Here is a 25,565-nt window from a genome sequence, read left to right on the forward strand (position 1 = left end):
CGGTGCCCCGGTCCCCGAGGAGTGGCAGCAGTGGCGTGGAGCACCCGTGAGATCGCCGAGCTCGCCGGCACCACCGTGCGCGCGGTGCGCCACTACCACGAGGTCGGGCTGCTCCCCGAGCCCGAACGCCGGAGCAACGGCTACAAGCAGTACGGCGTGGCCCACCTCGTCCGTGTCCTGCGGATCACGCGGCTGACCGGCCTCGGGTTCTCCCTGTCCCAGATCGCCGCGATGGGCGACGCCGACGACCACCCCGCGGACGAGCTGCGCAGCCTCGACGCCGAGCTCGCCGCCACGATCGAACGGCTGCAGGACGTACGCGTCGAGCTCGGCCGGATCCTGAGCCAGGCGGCACCGACCGACCTGCCGCCCGACTTCGCCCCGGCCGCGGCGGGAGCAGGGCTCTCCGACGCCGACCGCTCCCTCGTCGTCGTCATGACCCGCGTACTGGGCCCCCAGGGCCTGCAGACCTACGCGGACATGCTGCAGAACCTGCGCACCGACCCCTCCTCGGCCGAGTTCGACGACCTGCCCGCCGACGCCGACGAACGGACCCGCGCCGCGCTGGCCGAACGCTTCGCCCCCTACGTCCGCGACCTGCTCGTCGACAACCCCGGGCTCGCCGACGTCAACGCCGATGCTCCCGGCGGGAGCCGCTTCGCCGAGCAGACGGCCGGCCGGGCGATGCTGGACCTCTACAACCCCGCCCAGCTCGACGTCATCCGCCGCACCTACGCGCTGCTCCGCTCGATGCCACCGCCCGAGCCGCCGACGTCCTGATCACCGCACGTAGGGCGAGCAGCACCGTGTCGTGATCCCAACTGACGATCATCGCCGACGTTACATTCGCGGACGTGACGAGCGGCGAGAAGACCGACCCGCTGTACCCGACCATCGAGCCCTACGAGCACGGCCTGCTCGACGTCGGCGACGGCTCTCGGGTCTACTGGGAGGCGTGCGGTGACCCCCACGGCAAACCCGCCCTGTTCGTGCACGGCGGACCGGGCTGGGGCAGCCTGCCCGTGCGGCGCCGGTGCTTCGACCCCGACCGGTACCGGGCCGTGCTGTTCGACCAGCGCGGCTGCGGCCGCAGCACCCCGCACGCGAGCAGCCCGGCGGCCGACATGCGGCACAACACGACCGCTCACCTGATCGCCGACATGGAGCGACTGCGCGAACACCTCGGGATCGAGCGCTGGCTGCTGCACGGCGGCTCCTGGGGCTCCACCCTGATGCTCGCCTACGCCCAGCGGCACCCCGCGCGCGTCTCGGAGATCGTCATCGTCGGCGTCACGACGAGCCGACGGGCGGAGATCGACTGGCTCTACCGCGACACGGGCCGGCTCCTGCCCGAGCAGTGGGAGGCCTTTCGCGACGCCGTTCCCGAGGCCGAGCGCGACGGTGACCTCGTCCCCGCCTACGCACGCCTGATGGAGGATCCCGATCCGGCCGTGCGGGAGCGCGCCGCGGACGCCTGGTGCGCGTGGGAGGACGCGCTGCAGGCCCACGAGCCCAACGGGGCGCCGGGAGCTTTCGCGAGCCGTAGCCCGGCCGACCGGCTGGCCGTCGTCCGCCTCTGCGCGCACTACTTCGCCCACGGTGCATGGCTCCCCGACGGCGAACTGCTGCGCGGCGCACCGCGCCTGGCCGGCATCCCCGGCGTGTTGATCCACGGCCGACTCGACCTGAGCTGCCCGCTGGACACCGCCTGGATGCTCGCCCGAGCCTGGCCGGACGCCGAACTGGTCATCGTCGACGACGCGGGGCACGGTGGCAGCGACGCCATGTCGCAGCGGATCCGCGAAGCGCTCGACCGGTTCGCCGTGACCTAGACCGGCCACGCGCCGATCCCGGACGAGCGAGACGTGAGCGGGGTTCGATCACGGGTCAACCCCGCTCACGTCTCGCTCGTCCCGCACCCGCCGCAAATCGGCCAACTCACTCGCCGAACGGATCTGCTCAGTCCTCTGCCGGAACCGTCGTCAGTGGCTCGACGAGCGCCGTCACGGTGCGTCGCAGCACGGGGCCGGGGTCGGGCCGGGGCTCCATGGCCATCCAGGCCTCGAGCCCGACGCGGTAGCCGGTGACCGCGGCAGCGGCGAGGATCCGGGCTCGCTCTCCTTCTGGCGGGATCCGCAGCCGGCGGGCGATCAGGTCACGCAGCGCGTCCTCGAAGTCGGCGAGCATGCCCAGGTAGAGCGCACGCAATGCGGGAACGGCGAGTACGACGCCGGCGAACCGCGCGAATGCTGCGGGGTCGGCCACCACGGCGTCGACGGCCCGCGTCAGCAGCGCGGCAAGGGGTTCTGCTGGCGGCGCCTGCCGGAAGGCCTCCTCGACGGTTCCGATGTCGACGCGCATCCGCGCGAGCAGCACGTCCTCCTTGGAGCTGAAGTAGCGGAAGAACGTGCGGCGAGCGATGCCCGCCTGGGCGCAGAGTTCGTCGATGGTCGTCTCGTGGATCCCCCGCTCCCGGTAGAGCTGCAGCGCCGCGTCCTCGACGGCCTGCCGGGTCGACTCCTTCTTCCGTTCCCGCAACCCGGCCATGACCCCTCCATTCCATATTGGCACTTTAGTGCCAACTGCGCTTAGAGTGCCAGCATAGCCGAGTGGAGGAGATCGACATGGACACCATCGACGTCCTCGTCGTCGGCGCCGGCCCCGTCGGGCTGGCCCTGGCAGGCGAGCTGCGGCGGTTCGGCGTCGAGTGCGAGGTGCTCGAGGCCAGGCCGGAGCGGGAGCCGGGCTCGCGGGCGCTGACGCTGCACTCCAGGACGCTGGAGCTGCTCAACCTGCGTGGCATGAGCGGGGACCTCGTCGCGCGAGGGCGGATGGTCGGCGAGATCGCCCTGGTCACCGGGTCGGGTCGGGCCATGCACCTACGCCTGGACGAGCTCGACTCACCGTTCCCGTTCGTGCTGGTCCTGCCGCAGGCCGAGACCGAGGAGATCCTCGAACGCCGGCTGCGCGAGCTGGGCGGGGCGCCGAGACGCGGCGAGCGGCTGACCGCGGTGGAGCCCGGGCCGGACCACGTGGTGGCCACCACCGTCGGACGCCGGGTACGGGCGCGCTGGCTTGTCGCCGCTGACGGGGCCCACAGCACGGTGCGCGACCTCCTGCGGGCTCCGGTGCGGGGCGCCCGCGAAGCCTGGACCTACTACGGCGCTGACGTCTCCCTCGACGGGGTGGCCCCCGATCTCCAGCTCATCTGGTCGGCGCACGGCTTCGGCGTGCTCGTCCCCTTCCGCGACGGGACGTTCCGGGTGGCGGTGACCGCGCCGGCGACCTCGGGGCAGGCGTCCGAACCCACCCTCGCCGACATCCAGCGCCAGGTCGACCGCGTCTTTCCCCGCCGACTGCTCCTGCGCGACCCGACCTGGCTGACCGTGCTGCGCAGCGGGCACCGCCAGTTGCTGGACTACCGCCACGGCCGTGTGCTGTTCGCGGGCGACGCCGCGCACACCCACAACCCGGCCGGCGGACAGGGGATGAACATCGGCCTGCACGACGCGTTCAACCTCGGCTGGAAGCTCGCCGCGGTCGTCACCGGCGACGCCCATGAGCGACTGCTGGACACCTACCACCGCGAACGCCACCCGGCCGCGGCCCGGGTCCTCGCCCAGACCCAGCGGTCGATGCAGCTCGCGCACCTGCGTTCCCCGCTGTCTCGAGTGCTGCGCGACCAGATGATCCATCACCTCCCTGCGGCGCTGCGTCGCCGGCTGCTGGAGCAGGTCGCGGGACTCGACGTCGACTACGCCCCGCCGGGCTCTCGATCACGGCGCCGCGGCGCGACCCTTCCGGCCGGAGCGCGGGTCCCCGACATCCCCCTCCTGACCGGGGACGGCCTCCCGACATCCCTGCACTCGATCCTCGGCGCCGGCGGGGACACGGAGCTCCGCATCACCGGCGCCGACCTGACGGTCCGCTGCGGCGACCGCGCGCGGACGTTCCTCGACCACCGCCGGGCGGCTCGGCAACGGCTCGGCCTGTCCGACGGGATGCCGCTGTGGATCCGCCCCGACGGGCACGTCCGCGGGCCGGCGCGGCCGTCACGGCCTGAACCTCGGGTCAGCCCACTCCCTGGACGGGCGGTGGGTGAGCAACGCCCACACGCCGGGGGAAACCGTGTGTGAGGTCGACGCCGTCTACAGCTCTCCGCGAGAGCCGCTCCGCCTGCCACCTCAGTACCGTGGCTCCGCGTGACCGATACCGAGATCGAGATCACCGCAGACCTGGTCCGCGACCTGCTGCAGGAGCAACACCCGGACCTCGCAGGGCTGGCCGTCCGTGAGGTGGCGGGCGGCTGGGGCAACCAGATGTGGCGACTCGGTGACGAGTTGGCCGTGCGCATGCAGCGCATGGACCCCACCCCGGAGCTCCAGCTCAAGGAGCGGCGGTGGCTACCCGTGCTGGCCCCGCGCCTGCCGCTCCCGGTGCCGACCCCGGTGCGGTTCGGCGCACCGTCCGACCGCTTCCCCAAGCACTGGACCGTGATGACGTGGGTGCCCGGCCGGCCGCTGGACCACGGCTCGATCAGCCGCGGCGCCCACGCGGCCGACACCCTGGCGGGCTTCCTCCGGGCGCTCCACGTGGAGGCGCCCGCCGACGCGCCGATCGCCACGGACCGCGGCGCGCATCCCCGGGACTGCACGAACGGCTTCGAGCACTTCTTCCGCGCTGTCGCCCCCGACGACATCGCTGCCGATGTCCGGTCCGTCTGGGACGACGCCGTTGCCGCCGGCGTGTGGGAGGGCCCGCCGGTGTGGGTGCACGGCGACCTTCATCCCGCGAACGTCGTCGTCTCGGACGGAACGCTCGCGGGCATCGTCGACTTCGGCGACATGTTCGCCGGCGACCCGGCGTGGGACCTCGCCGCCGCATGGGTGCTGCTACCTGCGGGCACGGCCTCCCGGTTCTTCGACGCGTACGCGTATGCGGACGAGGCGGCGATCCGGCGCGCCCGCGGGCTGGCGGCCCTCAAGAGCCTCTTCCTGATGCTCATGGGCCAGAACGGGGATCGAGGCCTTCCCGGCGGCAAGCCGAACTGGGGACCGGTGGGCCGGGCGGCACTCGACCGCGTCCTGAAGGGCGTGTGACGAGACCCAACTCTTGACCTACAGGTCAAGAATGGGCATGCTCGTCCCGTGGGCCGCCCCAAGGAGTTCGACCCGGACCGCGCCGTCGCGGAGGCGATGGACGTCTTCTGGGCGCAGGGGTACGGCGCCACCTCGCCACAGCAGTTGGCCGACAAGCTGCACATCGGCAAGGGCAGTCTCTACAACGCCTTCGGGGGCAAACGCCAGCTGTTCGACCTCGCCCTGCGCCACTACCTCGATCTTCGCGTCGAGGGCCTCACGTACTGGCTGGAAGGAACCGGGCCGGCCAAGGACCGACTCCGCGAGGCCCTGCTGTTCTTCGTGAAGGGCGACCTCGACAACCCCGATCGCCGCGGATGCCTGGCGACCAACAGTGCCGTCGAGTTCGGCCGCCTGGACGAGGCCGTGGCCACACAGGTCCGCGCCTTGTTTGATCGAGCGGAGAGCGTCTTCGAATCGCTCGTCGCCCGAGGTCAGCGCGAGGGCGACATCCGCAGCGACGTCGACGCGAAGGCGCTGGCGAGCATGCTGCTCAACGCCACCACCGGGCTCCACGTCCTGTCGCGCCTCGAACCCGGACCCGACCGCCTGACCCGCGTCGTCGACGCGACGCTCGCACTGCTCTGACACGGCAGTTCACCGCACGCCTTTCCGCCTGCCCATGTTTTGTACCTGTAGGTCAAGAACCCTTTTCGCTCACATCACCACCACGAGGAGAAGCGCCGTGAGCACCACCCTGACCCTGAGCACCTTCGACGCACCGGCCCGGCCGCTGAACATCCCGCTGCCCATCGACCCGCCCGAGGGCGGCTGGACCTGGCCGCCGACGTCGGTGACGCTGATCGCGGGCGAGAACGACGCCGTCCTGATCGACACGCTGCCCACCGTCGAGGACTCCGCCGACCTGGCCGACTGGATCGAGGCGAGCGGCAAGCGGCTCACGCACATCTTCATCACGCACGGCCACATCGGCCACTACCTCGGCACCGCTCCACTCAAGGCGAGGTTCCCCGGCGTCACGGTCGTCTCGACCGCTGCCACCGCCGGCTTCATCGCCGAGGAGCAGAGGACCAAGCGCGACACCACGGCCTACTCCGCGATCTTCGCCGACGACGTCGTCGAGGAGGTCGTCCTCCCCGAGGCGCTGCCCGCCGACGGCCGCTTCGACCTCGAGGGCCACGAGATCATCGGCATCCCGGCCGGCCAGTCCGACCTGAGCGAGTCCTCCTACGCCTGGGTGCCCGCACTGTCCGCCGTCGTCGTCGGCGACATCGCCTACAACGACGTGCACGCCGCCCTGATCGAGACCACCACACCCGAGTCCCGCAAGAGCTGGATCGCCACCCTGAAGGAGGTCCAGAGCCGAAACCCCCAGGTCGTCGTCGCGTCCCACCGCAAGGCCGACGCCGTCAACGACGCGAGCCCGCTTGCCAAGACCATCGAGTACGTCGAGCTCGGCGACAAGCTGCTGAGCGCCGACCCGCGCCCGAGCCTGGCGGAGTTCGTCGCCCGGATGGTCGAGGCCAACCCGACCTACGCCAATGTCACGACGCCGATCTACGGCGGCGCCGTCCAAGGCCTCCGGTGACACCACGGCCGGGTCGCATCGATCAAGGGCGCCCCGTGCCATCCGACCAGGGCGTCGCGACTGCACGGACCGTCGCCGAAAGGGCCCTGCTCATCTCCCGGCCGGATCGTCGGGACGATTCTCGGACCGCTCGGCCCGCAGCCGGGCCTCCGCGCGCTGCGCCTCGGCCCGGATGTTGCGCTCGCGGCGCAGCCACTCCGGCTGCTCCTCCTTCAACGCCGCGATCTGAGCGGTGGTCAGCGGCTCGGTGATCTCGGCACGGGCCAGCCCGGAGATCGACACTCCCAGTCGGTCCGCGACGACCTGGCGGGGATGCGGGCCGTTGCGGCGCAGCTCGCGCAACCACTCGGGCGGATCGGCCTGCAGGGCGTCGAGCTCGTCGCGCGAGACCACCCCGGCCCGGAACTCGTCGGGCGTCGCGTCGGGGTGCACGCCGAGCTTCTTCGCCGCCGTCGCGGGCTTCATCGTCTGGATCGACCTCTGCCGCGTCATACGCCCAGGATATCGGGGCCGGAGCAACCGATAGCCTGGGCCGGTGACCGAGCCGGGCGACACCACAGCCTTCAGGCTCGGCTACGTTCCAGGCGTCACGCCGGGCAAGTGGGCGCGCATCTGGGCCGAGCGCCGTCCCCACGTCGCCCTGGAGCTCGTCATGGCGACCACGGACGAGGCGCTGGAGCTGATCCGGACCGGCGCCGTGGACGCGGCCGTGCTCCGGCTGCCGATCGACCGGACCGGGCTCCACACGATCCCGCTCTACACCGAGACCACCGTGGCCGTCGTCCCGAAGGAACACGTGGTCGCCGCGACCGAGGAGGCCACGGTCGCGGACCTGGCCGACGAGATCGTCTTCCGCCCGCTGGACGACACACTCGTCTGGCCCGGTGACCGGCCGGGACGGTCCGCGGCGATCACCCCCGCGACGACGGCTGCGGCGATCGAGCTCGTCGCCGCGGGCGTCGGGCTGCTGGTCGTCCCCCAGTCGCTGGCCCGCCTCCACCACCGTCGGGACCTCGTCCACCGACCGCTGACCGACGCGCCCGGGTCGGGCGTCGCTCTCGCCTGGCCGAAGGCGGAGAACACCGACCTGATGGAAGAGTTCATCGGGATCGTCCGCGGCCGCACGGTCAACAGCTCACGCACCCCCCGCCGGGACGCAACCCCAGCACCGGGCAGACCCGCCCCCACGAAGAAGGGCGCCGCGCGGCGCCCTTCCGGCCGGCGCGGTACCCACCGACGGTGAGCTCACCCACCGACCCGGCCACGCAGCCGTCGGCGGTGGAATGTCCTGGTCGGACTGGTGGGCGCGGCAGGGTTCGAACCTGCGACCGCTCGGGTGTAAACCGAGTGCTCTCCCGCTGAGCTACGCGCCCCGCGCGGCCGGACGGCGGCCGGCCGCGGCACCTTACCCGGCCAGCGCGGCCACCGCCTTCTTCCACTGCTCCTGGTCGCGCGCCTCACCGGGCTGGTTGACCTCGGCGAACCGGACGACGCCCGTCTTGTCGATCAGGAACGTGCCGCGCAGGGCCATGCCGCGGTCCTGCTGGAACACGCCGTAGGACGCCGCGACGGCGCCGTGCGGCCAGAAGTCCGACAGCAGCGGGAACCGGTAGCCCTCGGCGTCGGCCCAGGCCTTGAGGGCGAACGGGTGGTCGACGGAGATCGCGAGGATCTGCACGTCGTCGTTCTGGAAGCTCGCGAGGTCGTCGCGCACGGCGGAGAGCTCGCCCCGGCAGGTGCCGGAGAACGCGAACGGGTAGAAGACCAGCAGGACGTTGCGGTCGCCGCGGAACGACGACAGCGTGATCTCCTGGTTGTCCTGGTCCTTCACCGTGAAGTCCGGGGCGTCGGTGCCGACCTCGGGTGCAGCCATGGGTGATCGCCTCTCCTCGTGCGGTGCCGTCGCGGGAAGCCTAGTCAACCGGCAGGAGGTGGTGGGGATGCGGACCGAGGACTGGTTCCTCGCGGGTAGCGAGCGCGGGAACCGCGCCTGCCGGCTGCCCGGACGCTGCGACGGGAACCGCGTCGTCGCCCACGTGCACGGGGCGGCGTACTTCGCCCGACTCGTCGAGGAGGTGCGGCAGCTGGAGCGCGGCGACCACCTCTTCTTCACCGATTGGCGCGGCGACGCCGACGAGCGCCTCTGCGCGGACGGCCCCACGGTCGGTGAGCTGTTCTGCGCCGCCGCACGCCGCGGTGTGCTGGTGAAGGGGCTGATGTGGCGCTCGCACCGCGACGAGCTGTCCTACAGCGAGGAGCAGAACCGCCAGCTCGGGGACGAGGTGAGCGCGGCGGGTGGCGAGGTGCTGCTCGACCAGCGGGTGCGCCGCGCCGGGTCGCACCACCAGAAGCTGGTCGTGCTGCGCCGCCCGGGCGCTCCCGAGCGCGACGTCGCGTTCGCGGGCGGTATCGACCTGTGCCACTCCCGCCGCGACGACGCCGCGCACGCGGGCGATCCGCAGGCGGTGCCGATGGCGCGCGCGTACGGTGACCGGCCGCCCTGGCACGACGTGCAGCTCGAGGTGCGCGGGCCGGCGGTCGGGTTGCTCGACGAGGTGTTCCGGGAGCGCTGGGAAGACCCCCATTCGCTCGACACCCACAACCCGATCGCGTACCTGCGGGACCGGCTGTTCCGGGCCGACCTCGTCGCCGACCCGCTACCCGGACGCCCGCCGGACCCGCCGGCCGCGGGATCTGCGGCCGTGCAGGTCCTGCGCACCTATCCGGCCATCCGGCCGGGCTACCCCTTCGCCCCGCGCGGCGAGCGGTCGGTGGCCCGCGGGTACGCGAAGGTCCTGCGCCGGGCGCAGCGGCTGGTCTACCTCGAGGACCAGTACATGTGGTCGCCCCACATCGCCGAGCTGCTCGCCGACGCCCTGCGCCGCAGCCCCGGGCTGCACCTGGTCGTGGTCGTGCCCCGCCACCCGGACGTCGACGGCGGGTTCGCGCTCCCGCCCAACCAGGTCGGGCGCCTGCAGGCCATCGAGGTGTGCCACCGGGCCGCCCCGGACCGGGTCGACGTGTACGACCTGGAGAACCACCAGGGCACGCCGGTGTACGTGCATACCAAGGTCGCCGTCGTCGACGACACGTGGGCGTGCGCGGGCAGCGCGAACCTCAACCGGCGCTCCTGGACGCACGACAGCGAGCTGTCGGTCGCCGTCCTCGACGCCGGGTTCGCCCGCGGCCTGCGCCTGGAGCTGCTGCGCGAGCACCTCGACCGGGAACCGGGCGACGACGCCGACCTCGTCGACCCCGCAGGCGCGGTGCACGCCGTCGAGGCCGCGGCCACGGCGTTGGACGCCTGGCACGACTCCGGACGGACGGGGCCGCGCCCCGCGGGCCGCTTGCGCCGCCACCGCCCCGAAAGGATGAGCAGGCTCACCCGGTCGTGGGCGGTGCCGGCGTACCGGGCGCTCTACGACCCGGACGGACGCCCGTGGCGGGACCGGCTCCGGCACCGCTGGTGACGACCGCCCGAGCCGTAGAGCGCACCGACCTCCAACGCTTCGACGTTCAGCGCTTTGACGTTCAGCGCTTTGTCGTTCGAGCCTCGTCGTTCGGCGCCTCGACCTTCAGCGCTTCGACTTGGCGGACTTCGGCGACACCAGCCGCGCCCCGACCCAGCTCTCGCTGACCGTGACGTTCGACGTCTGCGAGAGCCCTGCCGTCGGCGCTGCCTCGGCGATCTCGCTCGGCTCGACGTGCCCGGGACGACCGGTCTTGGGTGTCAGGACCCAGATCACGCCGTTGTCGGCGAGCGGCCCGATCGCGTTGATCAGGGCGTCGACCAGGTCGCCGTCCCCGTCCCGCCACCACATCAGGACGAGATCCACCACCTCGACGGCGTCCTCGTCGAGAAGCTCGTCCCCGGCTCTCTCCTCGACGGCATCACGCACCGCCTCGTCGACATCGGTGTCCCAACCGAGTTCCTGGACGACCATTCCCGGCTCGACGCCGAGCTTGCCCGCGATGTCGGACGAACGTCCGGCATCATCCGCGGCGACCACGCGTGTACCCCTTTGCCTCGTATCCTGGTGCGACCGGGCCTGCCTGGTGCAGGTCCGGCCCGTCGGTTGCGGAATCCGAACACGACGACTGTCCGGCGCGCAACCACTCGTTACGAGATCGAGCGCCGAGGGGCACGATAGGGGACGACAGCAGCGTCCACCGACTCAGCACGAGCCATGCAGGGAGATCCCTTGACCGGCCAGAACAACGACGGCAGTACCCGGACTTCTGGGTCTGGGCCGCGCCGCGTGCACGTCATCCGCGACGGGCTCGCCGCGCACCTGCCGGACATCGACCCCGAGGAGACGGCCGAGTGGCTCGACTCCTTCGACGGCATGCTCGACGCCGCAGGTCAGCAGCGTGCTCGGTACCTGATGCTGCGGATGCTGCAGCGCGCCCGGGAGCGGCACGTCGGCGTCCCGTCGCTGACGAGCACCGACTACGTCAACACCATCCCCACCGACCGCGAGCCGTGGTTCCCCGGTGACGAGGAGGCCGAGCGGGCCTACCGCCGCTGGATCCGGTGGAACGCTGCCATGACCGTGCACCGCGCGCAGCGCCCGGGCATCGGGGTGGGCGGGCACATCTCGTCCTACGCGTCCTCGGCCACGCTCTACGAGGTGGGGTTCAACCACTTCTTCCGTGGCAAGGACCACCCGGGCGGGGGTGACCAGGTCTACATCCAGGGCCACGCGTCCCCGGGCATCTACGCCCGCGCCTACCTCGAGGGGCGGCTGACGGAGGACCGGCTCGACGGGTTCCGCCAGGAGCTCTCGCACGGCGGGCCGGGCCACGGCCTGCCGTCCTACCCGCACCCGCGGTTGATGCCGGACTTCTGGGAGTTCCCCACGGTCTCGATGGGCCTCGGCCCGATGAACGCGATCATGCAGGCCCGGTTCAACCGGTACCTGGGCGCCCGCGGCCTCTCCGACACCTCCCAGCAGCAGGTGTGGGCGTTCCTCGGCGACGGCGAGATGGACGAGCCGGAGTCCCGCGGGTTGATCCACGTGGCGGCCACCGAGGGTCTGGACAACCTGACGTTCGTCGTCAACTGCAACCTGCAGCGCCTCGACGGCCCGGTCCGCGGCAACGGTAAGATCATCCAGGAGCTGGAGTCGTTCTTCCGCGGTGCCGGCTGGAACGTGATCAAGGTGATCTGGGGCCGGGAGTGGGACGCCCTGCTGCACGGCGACCGCGACGGCGCCCTGATCAACCTCATGAACGACACGCCGGACGGCGACTACCAGACCTACAAGGCCAACGACGGCGGCTACGTCCGCGACCACTTCTTCGGTCGCGACCCGCGCACGAAGGCCCTGGTGGAGCCGATGTCCGACGCCGACATCTGGAACCTCAAGCGCGGTGGGCACGACTACCGCAAGGTCTACGCCGCCTACGCCGCCGCGCTGGAGCACGAGGGCCAGCCCACGGTCATCCTGGCCAAGACGATCAAGGGTTACGGGCTGGGCTCGCACTTCGCCGGGCGCAACGCCACGCACCAGATGAAGAAGCTGTCGCTGGACGACCTCAAGGAGTTCCGCGACTCGCAGCGCATCCCGATCGCGGACAAGGCGCTGGAGGAGGACCCGTACCTGCCGCCGTACTACCACCCGGGCCAGGACGCGCCGGAGATCCGGTACATGCAGGAGCGGCGGCGCACGCTCGGCGGGCACCTGCCCTCGCGGCGGGTCACGGCGAAACCGCTGGTGCTGCCCGGCGACAAGGTCTACGACGTCGTGCGCAAGGGCTCGGGCAAGCAGGAGGTCGCCACCACGATGGCGTTCGTCCGGGTGCTGCGCGAGCTCATCAAGGACCCGGAGATCGGCGACCGGTTCGTGCCGATCATCCCGGACGAGGCGCGCACGTTCGGGATGGACTCGATGTTCCCGACGCAGAAGATCTACAACCCGAACGGGCAGCAGTACACGTCCGTGGACGCCTCCCTGATGCTCGCCTACCGCGAGAGCGAGCAGGGCCAGCTGCTGCACGAGGGGATCAACGAGGCGGGCTCGGTCGGCTCGTTCACCGCGGCGGGCACGTCGTACGCCACGCACGGGCAGCCGATGATCCCGGTCTACGTCTTCTACTCGATGTTCGGGTTCCAGCGCACCGGCGATTCGATCTGGGCCGCCGCCGACCAGATGGCCCGCGGGTTCCTCATCGGCGCCACGGCCGGGCGCACCACGCTCACCGGTGAGGGCCTGCAGCACAACGACGGGCACTCGCTGCTGCTGGCGGCGAGCAACCCGGCCGTCGTCTCCTACGACCCCGCGTTCTCGTTCGAGGTGGCGCACATCGTCAAGGACGGGCTCCGCCGGATGTACGGGGCACGCGCGGACGGGGAGGGTTCGGACACCCTCGAGGGCGAGAACGTCATCTACTACCTGACGGTCTACAACGACCCCTACGTCCAGCCGGCCGAGCCGGAGGACCTCGACGTCGACGGCCTGCTGCGCGGCATCTACCGGTACGCGGCCAGCCCGCGGTCCGAGGGCCCGCAGGTGCGGCTGCTCGCGTCCGGTGTCGCGCTGCCGTGGGCCCTGCAGGCCCGCGACATGCTGGCCGAGCAGTGGGGCGTGGGCGCCGAGGTGTGGTCGGTGACGTCGTGGGGCGAGCTGCGCCGCGACGGTGTCGAGTGCGAGCAGCACAACCTGGTGCACCCGGATGCCGAACCACGCGTCCCCCACATCAGCCGGGCGCTGGCCGGGGACGTCCCCGTCGTCGCGACGTCGGACTGGATGCGCGCCCTTCCCGACCTGGTCCGCCAGTGGGTGCCCGCGCCGTTCACCAGCCTCGGCACGGACGGCTTCGGGCTGTCCGACACGCGGCCCGCGGTGCGCAGGCACTTCAACGTCGACGCCGAGTCCATCACGGTGGCGGCGCTGGCGACGCTGGCCGGGCGCGGGGAGTTCGACCGCAGCGCGGTGGCCGAGGCCGCCGCGAAGTACCGGATCGACGACCCGCGGGCGGCCGGTCCGCAGACCAGCGACAGCGGGGTGGCCTGACCCGACACCGGTGGAGGGGGCCGCGTGGTGGTGCGAACGCGGCCCCCTCCACCTGAGAGCCGGGAAATCGCCGCCGTCTTTGAAAAATCACTGGTCATTGACTCTCGGCAGCGGGGCCCGAACACGATACGCTCCGGCGCGACGCCGGCGCGGGTGATCGCGAACGGGGTCCCGACCGGGGCGGACGTGCCCCGGCACCAGGTACGAGGAGAGCAAGAATGGCAGAGGGCACCGTCAAGTGGTTCAACAGCGAGAAGGGCTACGGCTTCCTCGCTCCTGACGGTGGTGGCGCGGACGTGTTCGTGCACTACTCGGCGATCCAGACCAACGGGTACAAGAGCCTCGACGAGGGCCAGCGGGTGTCGTTCGACATCGAGCAGGGCCAGAAGGGCCCGCAGGCCACCAAGGTCACCCCGCTCGGCTGATCGCCGACACACCAGCAGGTTCTGACGTCGGAGGTCCTGGCGCCGTTGCGCCGGTCTCCGCGGCCACCCTCCGCAGGCTGGAACTGGCTGCGGGCGATCTGGCTGCCGCGTGCCTCGCGGCGATGGAGCAAGGGCTGCCGTGGTTCGCCCGGCTGCCGGCGCACATGCGTGCGGGCGTCCAGCTCGTCACGCAGACCGGGGTCGCCAACTTCGTCGCCTGGCTGGGTCATCGCGGTGAGCGGGTCCGGCTCACGGCCGAGGCGTTCCGGATCGCGCCCCGCGACCTGGCGCGCCGGCTCACCCTGTCCCAGACCGTCGACCTCGTCCGCATCGCGACGCAGGTCTTCGAGCAGCAGCTGCCACCGCTGGCAGCGGACGCGGCGGAGCACCGCGCCCTCGTGGAGGGCGTGCTGCGGTTCGGTCGCGAGATCGCCTTCTCCGCGGCCACGGTGTACGCGGGCGAGGCGGAGACGCGCGGGGCGTGGGACGCGCGCGTCGAGGCCCTGGTGGTCGACGCCGTCGTGCGCGGTCCCGGTGCGGAGCCGGGCAGCACCGCCCGCAGCAGGGCCGACGGCCTGGTCTCACGCGCGTCCGCGCTGGGCTGGGACCCCACGGAGCCGCTGCGCGTGGTGGTCGGCACCCCGGCTCCCGAGGCCCGCGAGGAGCTGCTGTCCGAACTGCGCCGCGAGGCGGACCGCTCGGGCCAGTCCGTGCTCATCGGCGTGCAGGGCAACCGGCTCGTCGTCCTGCTCTCGGAGCCGCCGGGGCTGGACACGGGCGGCGACATCGGCACGGTCGTCGAGGCCTTCGGACCCGGTCCCGTCGTCGTCGGCCCCCGCGCCGAGGACCTCACCACCGCGCACGTGAGCGCTCGGGACGCGCTCGCCGGCCTGCGCGCGGCACCCGCCCGTCCGGGCGCCCCGCGCCCCGTCGCCGCCGACGACCTGCTACCCGAGCGCGCGCTCGCCGGTGACCCGGTGGCGCACCGCAAGCTCGTCACCACCTGCGTCGACCCACTCACCGTCGCGGGCGGCGAGCTGCTGACCACGCTCGCCGCGTTCCTCGACGGCGGCGGTGCGCTCGAGGCGTGCGCCCGAGCGCTGTTCGTCCACCCCAACACGGTGCGCTACCGGCTGCGCCGCGTGAGCGACCTCACCGGGCTGCAACCGACCGATCCCCGCGATGCCCTGGTGCTGCGCATCGCCGTGCTGGTCGCCAGACTGGGCCCCGGCCGCGACCCGGCGGATGCGGGGTGAGCTGCGGAGACCAGACAACGAAGGGCGGTGGCACGGTGGGAAGCGTGACGGGACGGCACCAGTGCTTTGGAGGAAACCTCCAAAGTCGGCTCGCCGAGTTGGTGGGCGCCGACGCTGCCGCGCCGGCGCCGTACCGGGTTTGCTCGCAACCGTGATGGCCCTCCTCGCACCCGGCCAGGGCTCCCAGACCCCCGGGATGCTCGCCCCGTGGCTCGCGGACCCCGCGGCCATGCAGACCCTCGCCCGCTGGTCCGACGCCACCGGGCTCGACCTGCAACGCCTCGGCACCACCGCCGACGCGGACGAGATCAAGGACACCGCCGTCACGCAGCCGCTGGTGGTCGCCACCGCGCTGCTGGCCGCGACCCGGCTCGCCGAACGCATCGCGTTCCCCGCCGCCGCGCCCGTCGCCGGGCACTCGGTCGGGGAGCTCGCCGCCGCGGCGGTCGCGGAGGTCCTCTCCCCCGATGCCGCCGTGTCACTCGCCGCGGTGCGCGGCCGTGAGATGGCTGCCGCGTGCGCCCTCGAACCCACCGGCATGAGCGCGGTCCTCGGTGGGAAACCCGACGAGGTGCTGGCGAAGCTCGCCGAGCTGGGTCTGGACGCGGCGAACCGCAACGGAGCGGGACAGGTCGTCGCGGCCGGTCCCGTCGCGACGCTCGAGGCCCTGGCCGCCGACCCGCCCGAGCGCGCTCGCGTGATCCCGCTGCCGGTCGCCGGCGCGTTCCACACCCGCTTCATGGCGCCCGCGGAGGACGCGATGCGCCGCCACGCCGGCTCCGTCACGCCCGCCGACCCGGTCCGGCCGCTGCTGTCCAACGCCGACGGCGAGGTCGTCGCGGACGGGGCCGAGGCGCTGCGGCGGCTCGTCGCGCAGGTCACCCTGCCGGTGCGGTGGGACTCCTGCATGGCCCGGCTGCGCGAGCTGGGCGTCACCGCCGTGATCGAGCTGCCGCCGGCCGGCACGCTGGTCGGGCTCGTCAAGCGCGACCTCAAGGGCACGGCCACGCTCGCCCTCAAGACCCCCGACGACCTGGACCGGGCCGTCGAACTCATCACCGAGCACGCGGGAGCCGACACGTGACACCACTCCGCACCGCGCGGGCCGCCGCCGGCGCCCGGATCCTCGGCCTGGGCAGCACGCAACCCGAGAACGTCGTCACCAACGACGACCTCGCCCAGCGCATGGACACCAACGACCAGTGGATCCGCGAGCGGGTCGGCATCCAGAGCCGGCGCATCGCCGAGGAGGGCACGCTGCTGGTCGACATGGCGGTCGAGGCCGGTGCTCGCGCGGTCAAGGACTCCGGGCTCGCACCCACCGAGATCGACACCGTGATCGTGGCGACCTGCACGATGCCCAACGGGATCCCGAACGCCGCCGCGCAGACCGCGGAGCGCATCGGCATCCCCGCGCCCGGCGCGTTCGACCTCAACGCCGCCTGCGCCGGCTTCTGCTACGGGATGGGCACCGGGGCCGACCTCGTGCGCGCAGGATCGGCGCGGAACGTGCTGGTCATCGGGGCCGAGAAGCTGTCGGACTGGATCGACTGGACCGACCGTTCCACCGCCATCATCTTCGCCGACGGCGCGGGCGCCGCGGTCCTCGGACCGGCCACCGACGCCGCCTCCGTCGGTGTCGGGCCGCTGGCCTGGGGCAGCGCGGGCGACCTGGCCCAGACCATCCGCGTCAACGCCGACACCAACGCCCTGTTCCAGGAGGGCCAGGCGGTCTTCCGCTGGGCCACCACGAAGATCGCCCCCGTCGCCCTGAAGGCGATCGAGCTGGCCGGCGTCACGCCGGCCGACATCGACGTCTTCGTGCCCCACCAGGCCAACCTGCGCATCGTCGAGGCGGTGGCGAAGCGGCTGCGCGCGGCGGGGGCGCGTGACGACATGGTCGTGGCCGACGACATCGTCCACTCCGGCAACACCTCGTCGGCGTCGATCCCGCTCGCGCTCGACCACATGCGCGCCGCCGGGCGGGTGCGCTCCGGTGACACCGTGCTGCTCGTCGGTTTCGGCGCCGGCCTGTCCTACGCCGGTCAGGTCGTCATCTGTCCCTAGGATCGCTGCCGGATCCTGCTCACTCCTCGCAAGTCCCCCACCAGAAGGAGAACCACCATGGCCGACAACACCGAGATCCTCAGCGGGCTCGCCGAGATCGTCGAGGAGGTCGCCGGCATCGACACCGCCGAGGTGTCGGCCGAGAAGTCGTTCGTCGACGACCTGGACATCGACTCGCTGTCGATGGTCGAGATCGCCGTGCAGGCCGAGGACAAGTTCGGCGTGAAGATCCCGGACGACCAGCTGGCCGAGCTGAAGACGGTCGGCGACGCCGTCGACTACATCCAGAAGAACCAGTGAGCGAGCTTGCGAGCGAACCAATGTCACAGCGCCTGCGCGAAGCGCTGACCGAGCGCAGCGAGGTCATGCGATGAGCCCTCAGGTCGGCGGCACCCAGGTCGAGGTCGTCGTCACCGGGCTCGGCGCGACGACCCCGCTCGGTGGGGACGTCGCATCGACCTGGGACGCCATGCTGGCCGGGCGCTCCGGCATCCGGCGGATCGACGACGACGAGCACGAGTGGGTGACGCGTCACCAGCTCCCGGTCAAGATCGCCGCACCGCTCGCGGTGGCGCCCACGGAGGTGCTCCCGCGGGTGAAGGCCCGGCGCCTGGACCGCTGCGAGCAGGTCGCCCTGGTCGCAGCCAAGGAGGCGTGGGAGCACGCGGGCCTGGGTGAACCGGGCGAGCAGGTGGACCCCGAGCGGCTCGGCGTGGTCATCGGCACCGGGATCGGCGGCGCCGTCACCCTGCTCGACCAGGACGACCTGCTCGAGCGCGACGGCCTGCGCAAGGTCTCGCCGCTCACCGTGCCGATGCTGATGCCGAACGGGCCCGCGGCCTGGGTCGGCATCGAGTACGGCGCCCGCGCCGGCGTGCACGCACCGGTCTCGGCCTGCGCGTCCGGCGCCGAGTCGCTGGCCTGGGCCCTCACGCTGCTGCGCAGCGGTGAGGTCGACGTCGTGCTCGCCGGCGGCGCGGAGGCCTGCATCACGGGCATCACCGTGGCCGGCTTCGTGCAGGCCAGGACGCTCTCTCAGCGCAACGACGACCCGGAGCGCGCATCGCGCCCGTGGGACACCGGGCGCGACGGGTTCGTGCTCGGCGAGGGCGCAGGCGTGCTGGTCCTGGAACGGGCCGAGCACGCCGCGGCCCGCGGCGCCACCGTGTACGGCCGCCTCGCCGGCGCCGGCCTCACCGCCGACGCCTACCACATCACGGGGCCCGAGCCCGAGGGCATCGGGCAGTCGCGGGCCATCGCCAAGGCGGTGCGCGACGCGGGCCTGGACGCCTCGGACGTGGGGCACGTCAACTGCCACGCCACCTCCACGGTGGCCGGCGACGTCGGCGAGACCCGCGCCGTGCGCAAGGCGCTGGGCGACCACCCGGTTCTCACCGCGCCCAAGTCGGCGCTGGGCCACCTCGTGGGCGCGGCAGGGGCCGTCGAGAGCATCATCACCCTCCTCTCGATCAAGGAGGGGGTCATCCCCGCCACGCTCAACCTCCAGGAGCTCGACCCCGGCGTCGAGCTCGACGTGGTGGCGGGCGAGCCGCGCAAGGTCGACCTCACGGCCGCCGTCTGCGACTCGTTCGGCTTCGGCGGCCACAACGCCGCCGTCGCGTTCACGAAGGTCTGAGCGGGGTCAGCACGCCTCCGGCGCGGAGCTGCCGCCCCCGGTCACGTCGATCAGGGGCGGCGCTCCGCGCATGGGCAGGGTCGACCGCCAGCAGATGCGCTCGACCTGCAGGTCCGCCGGCGCGTCCTGCACATCCTGCATGCTGACGAAACGCACCCGTACCAGCAGGCCGGCGTCGGGTTCGGTGTCGATCCGGTCCACCCGGATCGTGCCGTCCCGGGTCGTCGCGTAGGCGTCCTGCCAGTCGTCCTCGGGCAGCGCATCCGCCCGGGCCGGCACCACGGTGGCACGCCACCCGGCGTAGTCCCGCTCGTTGATCGCGTCGTAGTGGCGTTGCAGCTGCACCCGCACCTCGTCGGCCGCCGGATGCCGCGCAGCGTCGGCGGAGAGTTGCACCTCCCCCGACCCGACCCCCTCGGCCGGCACCGACGGCGGAGCCGCGAGCGGCGCGGGGCCGGCGCTCGCCCGGGTGGCGAGTGCGGTCGCACCGCCCGCCACGAGCAGCACACCGAGCAGCAGTGCGACGGCAGGCGTCGCCCAGCGGGTCACAGCGGGGTCCTCCCTAGTGCACGCCTTCCATGTGGCGCACCATCCATGGGCTGAGCGCGAGCACGACCAGCCCGATCACGATCACGACCACCCCGTTGAGGCCGAAGTAGGCGAACTCGGAGTCCGGCGAGTAGAACTTCGCCAGCACGCCCGACATCGACGTCCCGAGGCCCACGGAGAAGAAGTACAGGGCCATCATCTGCGCGCGGAAGGACTCCGGGCCGAGCTTCGTGGTGACCGACAGCCCGATCGGCGAGATCATCAGCTCGGAGACCGCGAACAGCGCGAGGATGAACAGCACGGCCACGGCGGGCGTGCTCGGCCCGGTGCCGCCCGCGAAGATCAGGAAGAGCAGGAACGCCACGCCCATCCCGATCACGCCGAACGCGAACTTGCGCGGGGTCGAGGGCGCGCGGCGCCCGAGCCGCGTCCACAGCGCCGCGAACACCGGCGACAGGAGGATGATCCAGATCGGCTCCAGCGAGCCGATCCAGGACGCGGGAGCGGTCCACCCGAAGATCGTCCAGTCCATCCGCTCGTCCGAGTACACCGCGAGCACCGTGAAGATCTGCTGGAACAGCGACCAGAACGCCGCGTTGGCGATGAACAGCGGGATGTAGGCGCGCAGCTTGGTGCGCTCGCTCGAGGTCACCTTCGGGCTCGCGAACATCGTGGCGAAGTACGCGATCGACCCGACGACCAGGACGCCGGTGACCACGCGGGGCAGCGTCGCCAGCGTCACCAGCCCGGTGAGCGCGACGACCGCGATCACCACGACGATCGCCACGCCGATCCCGACGGCCTTGGGCAGCGCGGAGCGCGGCAACGGGTTGGGCGCCCGCCGGCCGGCGTCGCCGAGGTTGCGCCGGAACAGCCCGTACTGGAGCAGCCCCAACGCCATGCCGACGGCCGCGGCTCCGAACCCGACGTGGAACCCCACGGACGTCTGCAGCAACCCGGTGATGAGCGGCCCGATGAACGCCCCGAGGTTGATGCCCAGGTAGAACAGGGTGAAGCCGCCGTCGGCGCGCGGGTCGTCCTTCTCGTAGAGGATGCCCAGCAGCGACGAGGCGTTGGCCTTCAGCGCTCCGCTGCCCAGCGCGACCAGCACGAGGCCGACCGCGACGCCGGACATCCCCGGCAGCACGGCGAGCGCGATGTGGCCGAGCATCACCACGACGCCGCCGTAGAAGACCATCCGCTCCATGCCGAGCACGCGGTCGGCGAGCCAGCCACCCAGCACCGTGCTCAGGTAGACCACGCCGCCGTAGGCACCGACGATGCCCGTGGCGGTGGCCTGCGGCAGGCCGAGCCCGCCCTCCTCGAGGCTGTAGTACAGGTAGTACCCCAGGATGAGGATCATCCCGTAGAACGAGAACCGTTCCCACAGCTCCACACCGAACAGGTTCGTCAGCCCGATCGGGTGACCGAAGACCGTTCGGCGTGATGCGCCGGCCGTCCCGACTGTGTCCGCCACCGTTGCCGTCCTCCCGTTGCCGCGCAGAGGATCTGCCCTGCGATCCCGGCGATGCTAACGGCCGCGGTTCACCCCACCTGGTGCAGCAGCGTCATGGGGGCGCCGTCGCCCGCCAGCCGGAACGGCTCGAGCGCGTCGTCCCACGGCCCGCCGAGCACCTCGTGCACCCGCCCGGCGATCCGGTTCGCCGGCACCTCGGCGAGCATGCTGCGCAGCCGGTCCTCCCCCACCACGATGTCGCCGTTCGCGCTCGTGCGCCCGCTCCAGAGCCCGAGCGTGGGCACGTGGCAGAACCGCTCGCCATCGACCCCGGGGCTGGGCTCCTCGGCCACCTCGAAGCGCAGCATCGGCCAAGCCCGCAGGGCACCGGCGAGCGCCCCACCGCTGCCCGCGGGACCACTCCAGCTGCACTCGGCCCGCATCTGGCCGGGTGCAGCGGGCTGTGGAGCCCACTGCAGCGAGACCTTCGACCCGAGCACGCCGGAAATCGCCCACTCGACGTGCGGACAGACCGCAGTCGGCGACGAGTGGACGAAGACCACGCCGCGTGCGTTCACTGCAGACCTCCAACGTCGACGAGGAACGTCTTCCCCTACGCCCTCGCGACCCGTCGGGTCCGCCGATCTAGGTTGTGGTGATCAGTCTGCCCGGTGTGGCGCGACTCGCGCCAGCCGGGCGGACGCCCGGGCGTGTCGCACGCCCGGGCGCTCACCGGTCAGGGCAGCGGCAACCGCCCCCCGTCCAGGTACGAGTTGTCCTCCAGCACCGCACGGCGCGACACGCGCAGCGGCGCCTCCTCGGCGTTGCGGCGGAACCGGTTGCCGGTGATCCGCACCTCGGCAGGCATCCGAGGCTCGTCCTGGCGCAGCGTGTAGCGACCGCCGCCGAGCACGTTGCCCCGGATCACCACGGCACCCTCGCCGGCCTCGGCCGGCTCCTCGGGCGCCAGCAGCACCGCGCTGTCGCGTCCGGGGCCCTTGCCCACCTCCACGGTGTTGTCCTCCACGAGCACGTCGCCGCCCGTCCCACGGACCACGAGCGCGGAGGCGTCACCCCCGGGTGCAGTGGCGCAGTCGTGGACGCTGCTGTTGCGCAGCCGCGCGGAGTCGCCGAGCCGGGCCCCGTCGCGCGTCACGTCCGTGATCTCCACGCGTTCGCCGCTCCAGTGGCCACCGCCGATCGCGGCCTCGGGAAAGTCCCCGGTGAGCGTGACGTCCTCGATCCGCACCGACCCCTCGCCCTCGGTGCGGATGCCGTAGGGCGTGCTGCCGTCGCCGACGATCCGGCTGCGTCGTACCACGACGTCCGGCGCCTCCACGACGATCCCGCCGTGCACCTCCCAGCCGTCCAGCACGACGCCTGCCACGGTGATCCTGCGCGGCGCGCTCGGGCACAGCGCGAGGCCGGCCGGGACGCCGACGCTGCCCCGCTCGGGGACCCGGTACGGACCCGCGGCGGCGCACTCCACCGCCGCCATCGCGGGCGCCAGCGCCACCGTGGAGGCGGGGACTCCTGGGAACGTCGTGCCGTCGGTCGCGACGAGGACGCCCGCCACGGCGAGGCCGCAGGTGGCCAGCGCCAGACCGCCGCGTGCGAACGCACGCGCCGGTCCCCGAGGCCTCGCCATGGCGCAGAGAGTACGGCCGGATGGCGGAGCTGTCGCTGCTGGGGTTCTACGAAGAGTGAATCGTTATCACGATGTGTAGTGGACGACACCGGACTGCTCGAGGGTCGTCACGAGGCTCCGCTCGGCCAGCACCTCCAGGTGCGCCGCGGTCTCCAGCGTGGCGAGCATCGTGTTGAACAGGTCGAGCTCGGCCAGCGGCGTGTCCCGGCGCGTCCAGGGCAGCACCTGCGCCACCTCGTAGGCGGTGGACCGGCCGGCCTGCACGGCGGCGAGGGTGGCGTCGAGCCGCTTCGCGTGGTGGGCGATCAGCTCGTCCACCCGCTGGTGCACGCTCATCCCGGTGGCCCCGTGCGCGGGCAGCAGCACCGCGTCCGGCCGGCTGCGCACCAGCTCGAGCGAGGTGAGGAAATCAGCCAGCGGGCTCGGCGGCGCCACGGGCTCCAGCCCGAGCGAGGGCGTGATCCGGGGCAGCACGTGGTCGCCGGCGAACAGCAGCTCGCCGGCCGTGTCGGCGAACACGACATGTCCCCGCGTGTGCCCGGGCGTCGCGACGGCCTCCAGCACCCGGCGGGCCGGCGCGTCGGCGTCGACCACGATCTCGGCGCCGTCCTCGATCCACTCGTCGGGCAACGCCCAGTCGACCGGGTCGAAGGGACGCTCGCCGAGCGCCTCCAGCTGCCGGATCACCTCGTGTGCGCCCGCGCGACGCAGCCGGTCACGGTGCGCCGGGCCGGTCGGTGGCCGGTTCAGCGCCTCGAGGGAGGGCTGCTCGCCCCGCCCGACGGCCAGCGGCGTGCCGAACTCGCGGCGCAGCGCCACCGCCTGCGTGTAGTGGTCCCGGTGCGCGTGGGTGACCAGGAAGCGCCGGACGTCGCCGAAGCCCGCCCCGAGCTGCCCCAGCGCGGTGGCCAGGACCTCGCGAGCCTCCGACAGAGCCCAGCCCGCGTCGATCAGCGTGATGCCGTCGCCGTCGGTGAGCGCGTAGACGTTCACCGCGCGCAGCCCGTCGTTCGGCAGCGGCAACGGGATGCGGTGCACCCCGGGCGCGCAGCGGTACACACCGGGTGCCGTCCAGTCGCCCGCCGGGTCGTCCTCGAAGATCACGCCTGGCATCCCTCCTGCGCCCGGTGCGCCCCGGTGCGCCGGAGGGACACGTTACGTCGCGCGACCGGGCGCACAGGAAGGTGTGGCGAGCTGCACAGGGCCGATCCGTGGCGCATCGGCACACCGGGATACTGCGGAGCGTCCGTCGCGTCACCCATTCGCGACACCCATTCGGACCCGGAGGCGACACCTCACCATGACCGAAGCGATCCAGGCGGCCCTGGATGCCGCGTCCTCCTTCATCTGGGGGCCGTTCTTCCTCATCCCGCTCCTGCTCGTCGTGGGCGTCTACCTCACGGTGCGGCTACGCGGCCTGCAGTTCCGCGTGCTGTTCCACGCGCTGTGGCTGGCGCTCGTCCGGCGCAACGAGAAGGACGGCGAAGGGGACATCTCCCACTACCAGGCGCTGAGCACGGCGCTGGCCGCCACGGTCGGCGTCGGCAACATCGCCGGTGCCGCGCTGGCGATCGGCGTCGGCGGCCCGGGCGCGCTGTTCTGGATGTGGGTGACCGGCCTGCTGGGCATGGCCACCAAGTACAGCGAGGCGCTGCTCGGTGTGAAGTACCGCCGCCCCGACTCCAAGGGCGAGATGAGCGGCGGCCCGATGTTCTACCTCCGCCACGGCCTGGCCGAGAAGTTCGGACCCGGCACCGGGGGCGCGCGTGTCGGTATCGTGCTGGGCGTCCTGTTCGCCCTCTTCGGCGCCCTGGCCTCCTTCGGCATCGGCAACATGACCCAGGCCAACGCGGTGGCCGGTCAGCTCGACTCCACGTTCGGCATCCCCACATGGGCCTCGGGCATCGGGATGGTGGTCCTGGTCGGCGCCGTCATCCTCGGCGGGATCAAGAGCATCGGGCGGTTCGCCGCGGGCGCCGTCCCACTGATGATCATCGTCTACGTGCTCGCTTCGCTCCTGGTCCTGGCGGTGAACGTCGCAGAGATCCCCGCCGCCGTGGCCCTGGTCGTCAGCGACGCCTTCACCGGCACTTCGGTGGTCGGGGGGTTCGCCGGCGCCACCTTCATCCTCGCGATGCAGCAGGGCATGGCGCGCGGCATCTTCTCCAACGAGTCCGGCCTGGGGACCGGGGGCATCGCGGCGGCCGCCGCCAGGACCGCCCAGCCGGTGCGCCAGGCGATGGTCTCCATGACCCAGACCTTCATCGACACCCTCATCGTGGTCACCATGACCGGGCTGGTCATCGTCGTCACCGGCGCCTGGAGCACCCAGGCGGAGGCCGGCGACGGCGCGCTGATGACCAACTGGGCGATGAGCGAGGCCTTCGGCGACATCTCTCCGGCCCTGGCGCCGATCGGCGGCTACGTGGTCGCGATCAGCCTGATGTTCTTCGCCTTCACCACGCTCGTCGGCTGGTCCTACTACGGCGAGCGGTGCCTGGACTTCCTGGTCGGCCGCGCCGCTGTGCTGCCCTTCCGGCTGCTGTTCGTCGCGGTCGTCTACGTCGGCGCCACCTCTGAGCTGGACCTGGCCTGGACGTTCTCCGACGTGGCCAACGGCCTGATGGCGGTGCCCAACCTGATCGGCCTGCTGGTGCTCTCCGGCGTGGTCATCGCCGAGACCAAGAAGTACTTCGCCGAGCCGAACTGGAAGGACCCCGACCTGATCGACGCGGGCGAGGCGATGACGACCGAGATGCCGATCGTGCCGCGGCGTCCTGGCCCGAGACACGGCCGGCCCTAGCGCCGCGGTCGCGAGTCCCGCG

25 protein-coding genes and 1 tRNA gene are annotated in these 25,565 nt (G+C 72.3%); 16 read left to right on the forward strand and 10 right to left on the reverse strand.

Features of this window, described 5'->3' with window-relative positions:
- Positions 1 to 30 precede the first annotated feature (30 nt).
- Positions 31 to 780, forward strand: a complete 750-nt coding sequence (locus CFP66_RS16735; protein WP_094925071.1) for a MerR family transcriptional regulator — start codon at positions 31 to 33, stop codon at positions 778 to 780.
- A gap of 74 nt (positions 781 to 854) precedes the next feature.
- Positions 855 to 1,832 carry a prolyl aminopeptidase gene (gene pip, locus CFP66_RS16740; protein WP_233159487.1) on the forward strand — a complete coding sequence of 326 codons (978 nt, stop codon included), beginning with the start codon at positions 855 to 857 and terminating at the stop codon, positions 1,830 to 1,832.
- A gap of 127 nt (positions 1,833 to 1,959) precedes the next feature.
- Here pip and CFP66_RS16745 read toward each other — a convergent pair whose 3' ends face one another.
- Positions 1,960 to 2,547: a TetR family transcriptional regulator gene (locus CFP66_RS16745; RefSeq protein WP_094925073.1), complete on the reverse strand. Its 588-nt coding sequence runs from the start codon at positions 2,545 to 2,547 to the stop codon at positions 1,960 to 1,962.
- Between the two features lie 77 nt (positions 2,548 to 2,624).
- On the opposite strand from CFP66_RS16745, the gene CFP66_RS16750 reads away from it, so the two are divergent.
- The 4 genes from CFP66_RS16750 (at position 2,625) to CFP66_RS16765 (ending at position 6,687) form a co-directional block, all read left to right on the forward strand.
- Positions 2,625 to 4,136, forward strand: coding sequence for an FAD-dependent monooxygenase (locus tag CFP66_RS16750; RefSeq protein ID WP_094925075.1), 1,512 nt, complete (start codon positions 2,625 to 2,627; stop codon positions 4,134 to 4,136).
- A 66-nt stretch (positions 4,137 to 4,202) separates the two neighbouring features.
- Complete coding sequence (locus tag CFP66_RS16755) at positions 4,203 to 5,099, forward strand: aminoglycoside phosphotransferase family protein (protein ID WP_094925077.1); 897 nt, start codon at positions 4,203 to 4,205, stop codon at positions 5,097 to 5,099.
- A 48-nt stretch (positions 5,100 to 5,147) separates the two neighbouring features.
- Positions 5,148 to 5,726, forward strand: coding sequence for a TetR/AcrR family transcriptional regulator (locus tag CFP66_RS16760; protein ID WP_233159488.1), 579 nt, complete (start codon positions 5,148 to 5,150; stop codon positions 5,724 to 5,726).
- Positions 5,727 to 5,823: 97 nt separating this feature from the next.
- On the forward strand, positions 5,824 to 6,687 hold the full coding sequence (locus CFP66_RS16765; RefSeq protein WP_158228119.1) for an MBL fold metallo-hydrolase: 864 nt from the start codon (positions 5,824 to 5,826) through the stop codon (positions 6,685 to 6,687).
- Between the two features lie 90 nt (positions 6,688 to 6,777).
- Here the strand turns inward: CFP66_RS16765 and CFP66_RS16770 are convergent, their stop codons facing one another.
- The gene (locus CFP66_RS16770) at positions 6,778 to 7,179 is read right to left on the reverse strand and encodes a DUF5997 family protein (RefSeq protein ID WP_094925081.1); all 402 of its coding nucleotides are present in this window, start codon (positions 7,177 to 7,179) and stop codon (positions 6,778 to 6,780) included.
- Between the two features lie 43 nt (positions 7,180 to 7,222).
- Between CFP66_RS16770 and CFP66_RS16775 the strand changes: the two genes are divergently transcribed.
- Complete coding sequence (locus CFP66_RS16775; RefSeq protein WP_094925083.1) at positions 7,223 to 7,930, forward strand: LysR family substrate-binding domain-containing protein; 708 nt, start codon at positions 7,223 to 7,225, stop codon at positions 7,928 to 7,930.
- 55 nt (positions 7,931 to 7,985) lie between these two features.
- Here CFP66_RS16775 and CFP66_RS16780 read toward each other — a convergent pair.
- A tRNA-Val gene (locus tag CFP66_RS16780) sits at positions 7,986 to 8,060 on the reverse strand.
- Positions 8,061 to 8,092: 32 nt separating this feature from the next.
- Positions 8,093 to 8,560, reverse strand: a complete 468-nt coding sequence (locus CFP66_RS16785) for a peroxiredoxin (RefSeq protein WP_094925085.1) — start codon at positions 8,558 to 8,560, stop codon at positions 8,093 to 8,095.
- Positions 8,561 to 8,627: 67 nt separating this feature from the next.
- Between CFP66_RS16785 and CFP66_RS16790 the strand changes: the two genes are divergently transcribed.
- On the forward strand, positions 8,628 to 10,157 hold the full coding sequence (locus CFP66_RS16790) for a phospholipase D family protein (RefSeq protein WP_094925087.1): 1,530 nt from the start codon (positions 8,628 to 8,630) through the stop codon (positions 10,155 to 10,157).
- Positions 10,158 to 10,262: 105 nt separating this feature from the next.
- On the opposite strand, the gene CFP66_RS16795 is transcribed toward CFP66_RS16790, so the two are convergent.
- Complete coding sequence (locus CFP66_RS16795; protein ID WP_094925089.1) at positions 10,263 to 10,697, reverse strand: DUF3052 domain-containing protein; 435 nt, start codon at positions 10,695 to 10,697, stop codon at positions 10,263 to 10,265.
- 177 nt (positions 10,698 to 10,874) lie between these two features.
- On the opposite strand from CFP66_RS16795, the gene aceE reads away from it, so the two are divergent.
- From aceE to CFP66_RS16830, 7 genes are all read left to right on the forward strand, one after another.
- Positions 10,875 to 13,703: a pyruvate dehydrogenase (acetyl-transferring), homodimeric type gene (gene aceE / locus CFP66_RS16800; protein WP_369805075.1), complete on the forward strand. Its 2,829-nt coding sequence runs from the start codon at positions 10,875 to 10,877 to the stop codon at positions 13,701 to 13,703.
- A 218-nt stretch (positions 13,704 to 13,921) separates the two neighbouring features.
- The gene (locus CFP66_RS16805) at positions 13,922 to 14,128 is read left to right on the forward strand and encodes a cold-shock protein (protein WP_075941971.1); all 207 of its coding nucleotides are present in this window, start codon (positions 13,922 to 13,924) and stop codon (positions 14,126 to 14,128) included.
- 122 nt (positions 14,129 to 14,250) lie between these two features.
- A complete protein-coding gene (locus CFP66_RS16810; RefSeq protein ID WP_094925093.1) occupies positions 14,251 to 15,384 on the forward strand; it encodes a CdaR family transcriptional regulator in 1,134 nt (377 codons plus the stop codon).
- Positions 15,385 to 15,538: 154 nt separating this feature from the next.
- Complete coding sequence (locus CFP66_RS16815) at positions 15,539 to 16,468, forward strand: ACP S-malonyltransferase (RefSeq protein ID WP_094925095.1); 930 nt, start codon at positions 15,539 to 15,541, stop codon at positions 16,466 to 16,468.
- A complete protein-coding gene (locus CFP66_RS16820; RefSeq protein WP_094925097.1) occupies positions 16,465 to 17,451 on the forward strand; it encodes a beta-ketoacyl-ACP synthase III in 987 nt (328 codons plus the stop codon). The genes CFP66_RS16815 and CFP66_RS16820 overlap by 4 nt, the downstream gene beginning before the upstream one ends.
- Positions 17,452 to 17,508: 57 nt before the next feature.
- Positions 17,509 to 17,751 (forward strand): acyl carrier protein, encoded by a 243-nt coding sequence (locus CFP66_RS16825; protein ID WP_094925099.1) that lies wholly within the window; start codon positions 17,509 to 17,511, stop codon positions 17,749 to 17,751.
- Between the two features lie 70 nt (positions 17,752 to 17,821).
- Positions 17,822 to 19,087 (forward strand): beta-ketoacyl synthase, encoded by a 1,266-nt coding sequence (locus CFP66_RS16830; RefSeq protein WP_094925101.1) that lies wholly within the window; start codon positions 17,822 to 17,824, stop codon positions 19,085 to 19,087.
- Between the two features lie 6 nt (positions 19,088 to 19,093).
- Here the strand turns inward: CFP66_RS16830 and CFP66_RS16835 are convergent, their stop codons facing one another.
- From CFP66_RS16835 to CFP66_RS16855, 5 genes are all read right to left on the reverse strand, one after another.
- The gene (locus CFP66_RS16835) at positions 19,094 to 19,636 is read right to left on the reverse strand and encodes a hypothetical protein (RefSeq protein WP_094925102.1); all 543 of its coding nucleotides are present in this window, start codon (positions 19,634 to 19,636) and stop codon (positions 19,094 to 19,096) included.
- A gap of 13 nt (positions 19,637 to 19,649) precedes the next feature.
- On the reverse strand, positions 19,650 to 21,113 hold the full coding sequence (locus CFP66_RS16840; RefSeq protein WP_094925104.1) for a peptide MFS transporter: 1,464 nt from the start codon (positions 21,111 to 21,113) through the stop codon (positions 19,650 to 19,652).
- Between the two features lie 68 nt (positions 21,114 to 21,181).
- Positions 21,182 to 21,670 carry a DUF3145 domain-containing protein gene (locus CFP66_RS16845; protein WP_198961499.1) on the reverse strand — a complete coding sequence of 163 codons (489 nt, stop codon included), beginning with the start codon at positions 21,668 to 21,670 and terminating at the stop codon, positions 21,182 to 21,184.
- Positions 21,671 to 21,828: 158 nt separating this feature from the next.
- Entirely contained in the window at positions 21,829 to 22,740 is a 912-nt protein-coding gene (locus CFP66_RS16850; protein WP_094925106.1) for a hypothetical protein, read from the reverse strand.
- Positions 22,741 to 22,806: 66 nt separating this feature from the next.
- Positions 22,807 to 23,853, reverse strand: a complete 1,047-nt coding sequence (locus CFP66_RS16855) for an MBL fold metallo-hydrolase (RefSeq protein WP_094925108.1) — start codon at positions 23,851 to 23,853, stop codon at positions 22,807 to 22,809.
- Between the two features lie 187 nt (positions 23,854 to 24,040).
- Here CFP66_RS16855 and CFP66_RS16860 point away from each other — a divergent pair, with 187 nt between their 5' ends.
- Positions 24,041 to 25,543 carry a sodium:alanine symporter family protein gene (locus CFP66_RS16860; RefSeq protein ID WP_094925110.1) on the forward strand — a complete coding sequence of 501 codons (1,503 nt, stop codon included), beginning with the start codon at positions 24,041 to 24,043 and terminating at the stop codon, positions 25,541 to 25,543.
- Positions 25,544 to 25,565 lie beyond the last annotated feature (22 nt).

Source organism: Pseudonocardia sp. MH-G8 (genome assembly GCF_002262885.1).
Taxonomy (GTDB): Bacteria; Actinomycetota; Actinomycetes; order Mycobacteriales; family Pseudonocardiaceae; genus Pseudonocardia.

Excerpts from the sequence above, each read along its gene's own strand:
- CFP66_RS16745 (WP_094925073.1), bottom strand. The coding sequence starts at position 2,547 with ATGGCCGGGTTGCGGGAACGGAAGAAGGAGTCGACCCGGCAGGCCGTC.
- CFP66_RS16750 (WP_094925075.1), top strand. The coding sequence starts at position 2,625 with ATGGACACCATCGACGTCCTCGTCGTCGGCGCCGGCCCCGTCGGGCTG.
- CFP66_RS16770 (WP_094925081.1), bottom strand. The coding sequence starts at position 7,179 with ATGACGCGGCAGAGGTCGATCCAGACGATGAAGCCCGCGACGGCGGCG.
- CFP66_RS16785 (WP_094925085.1), bottom strand. The coding sequence starts at position 8,560 with ATGGCTGCACCCGAGGTCGGCACCGACGCCCCGGACTTCACGGTGAAG.
- CFP66_RS16790 (WP_094925087.1), top strand. The coding sequence starts at position 8,628 with ATGCGGACCGAGGACTGGTTCCTCGCGGGTAGCGAGCGCGGGAACCGC.
- aceE (WP_369805075.1), top strand. The coding sequence starts at position 10,875 with ATGCAGGGAGATCCCTTGACCGGCCAGAACAACGACGGCAGTACCCGG.
- CFP66_RS16805 (WP_075941971.1), top strand. The coding sequence starts at position 13,922 with ATGGCAGAGGGCACCGTCAAGTGGTTCAACAGCGAGAAGGGCTACGGC.
- CFP66_RS16810 (WP_094925093.1), top strand. The coding sequence starts at position 14,251 with ATGGAGCAAGGGCTGCCGTGGTTCGCCCGGCTGCCGGCGCACATGCGT.
- CFP66_RS16815 (WP_094925095.1), top strand. The coding sequence starts at position 15,539 with ATGGCCCTCCTCGCACCCGGCCAGGGCTCCCAGACCCCCGGGATGCTC.
- CFP66_RS16825 (WP_094925099.1), top strand. The coding sequence starts at position 17,509 with ATGGCCGACAACACCGAGATCCTCAGCGGGCTCGCCGAGATCGTCGAG.
- CFP66_RS16830 (WP_094925101.1), top strand. The coding sequence starts at position 17,822 with ATGAGCCCTCAGGTCGGCGGCACCCAGGTCGAGGTCGTCGTCACCGGG.
- CFP66_RS16850 (WP_094925106.1), bottom strand. The coding sequence starts at position 22,740 with ATGGCGAGGCCTCGGGGACCGGCGCGTGCGTTCGCACGCGGCGGTCTG.
- CFP66_RS16855 (WP_094925108.1), bottom strand. The coding sequence starts at position 23,853 with ATGCCAGGCGTGATCTTCGAGGACGACCCGGCGGGCGACTGGACGGCA.
- CFP66_RS16860 (WP_094925110.1), top strand. The coding sequence starts at position 24,041 with ATGACCGAAGCGATCCAGGCGGCCCTGGATGCCGCGTCCTCCTTCATC.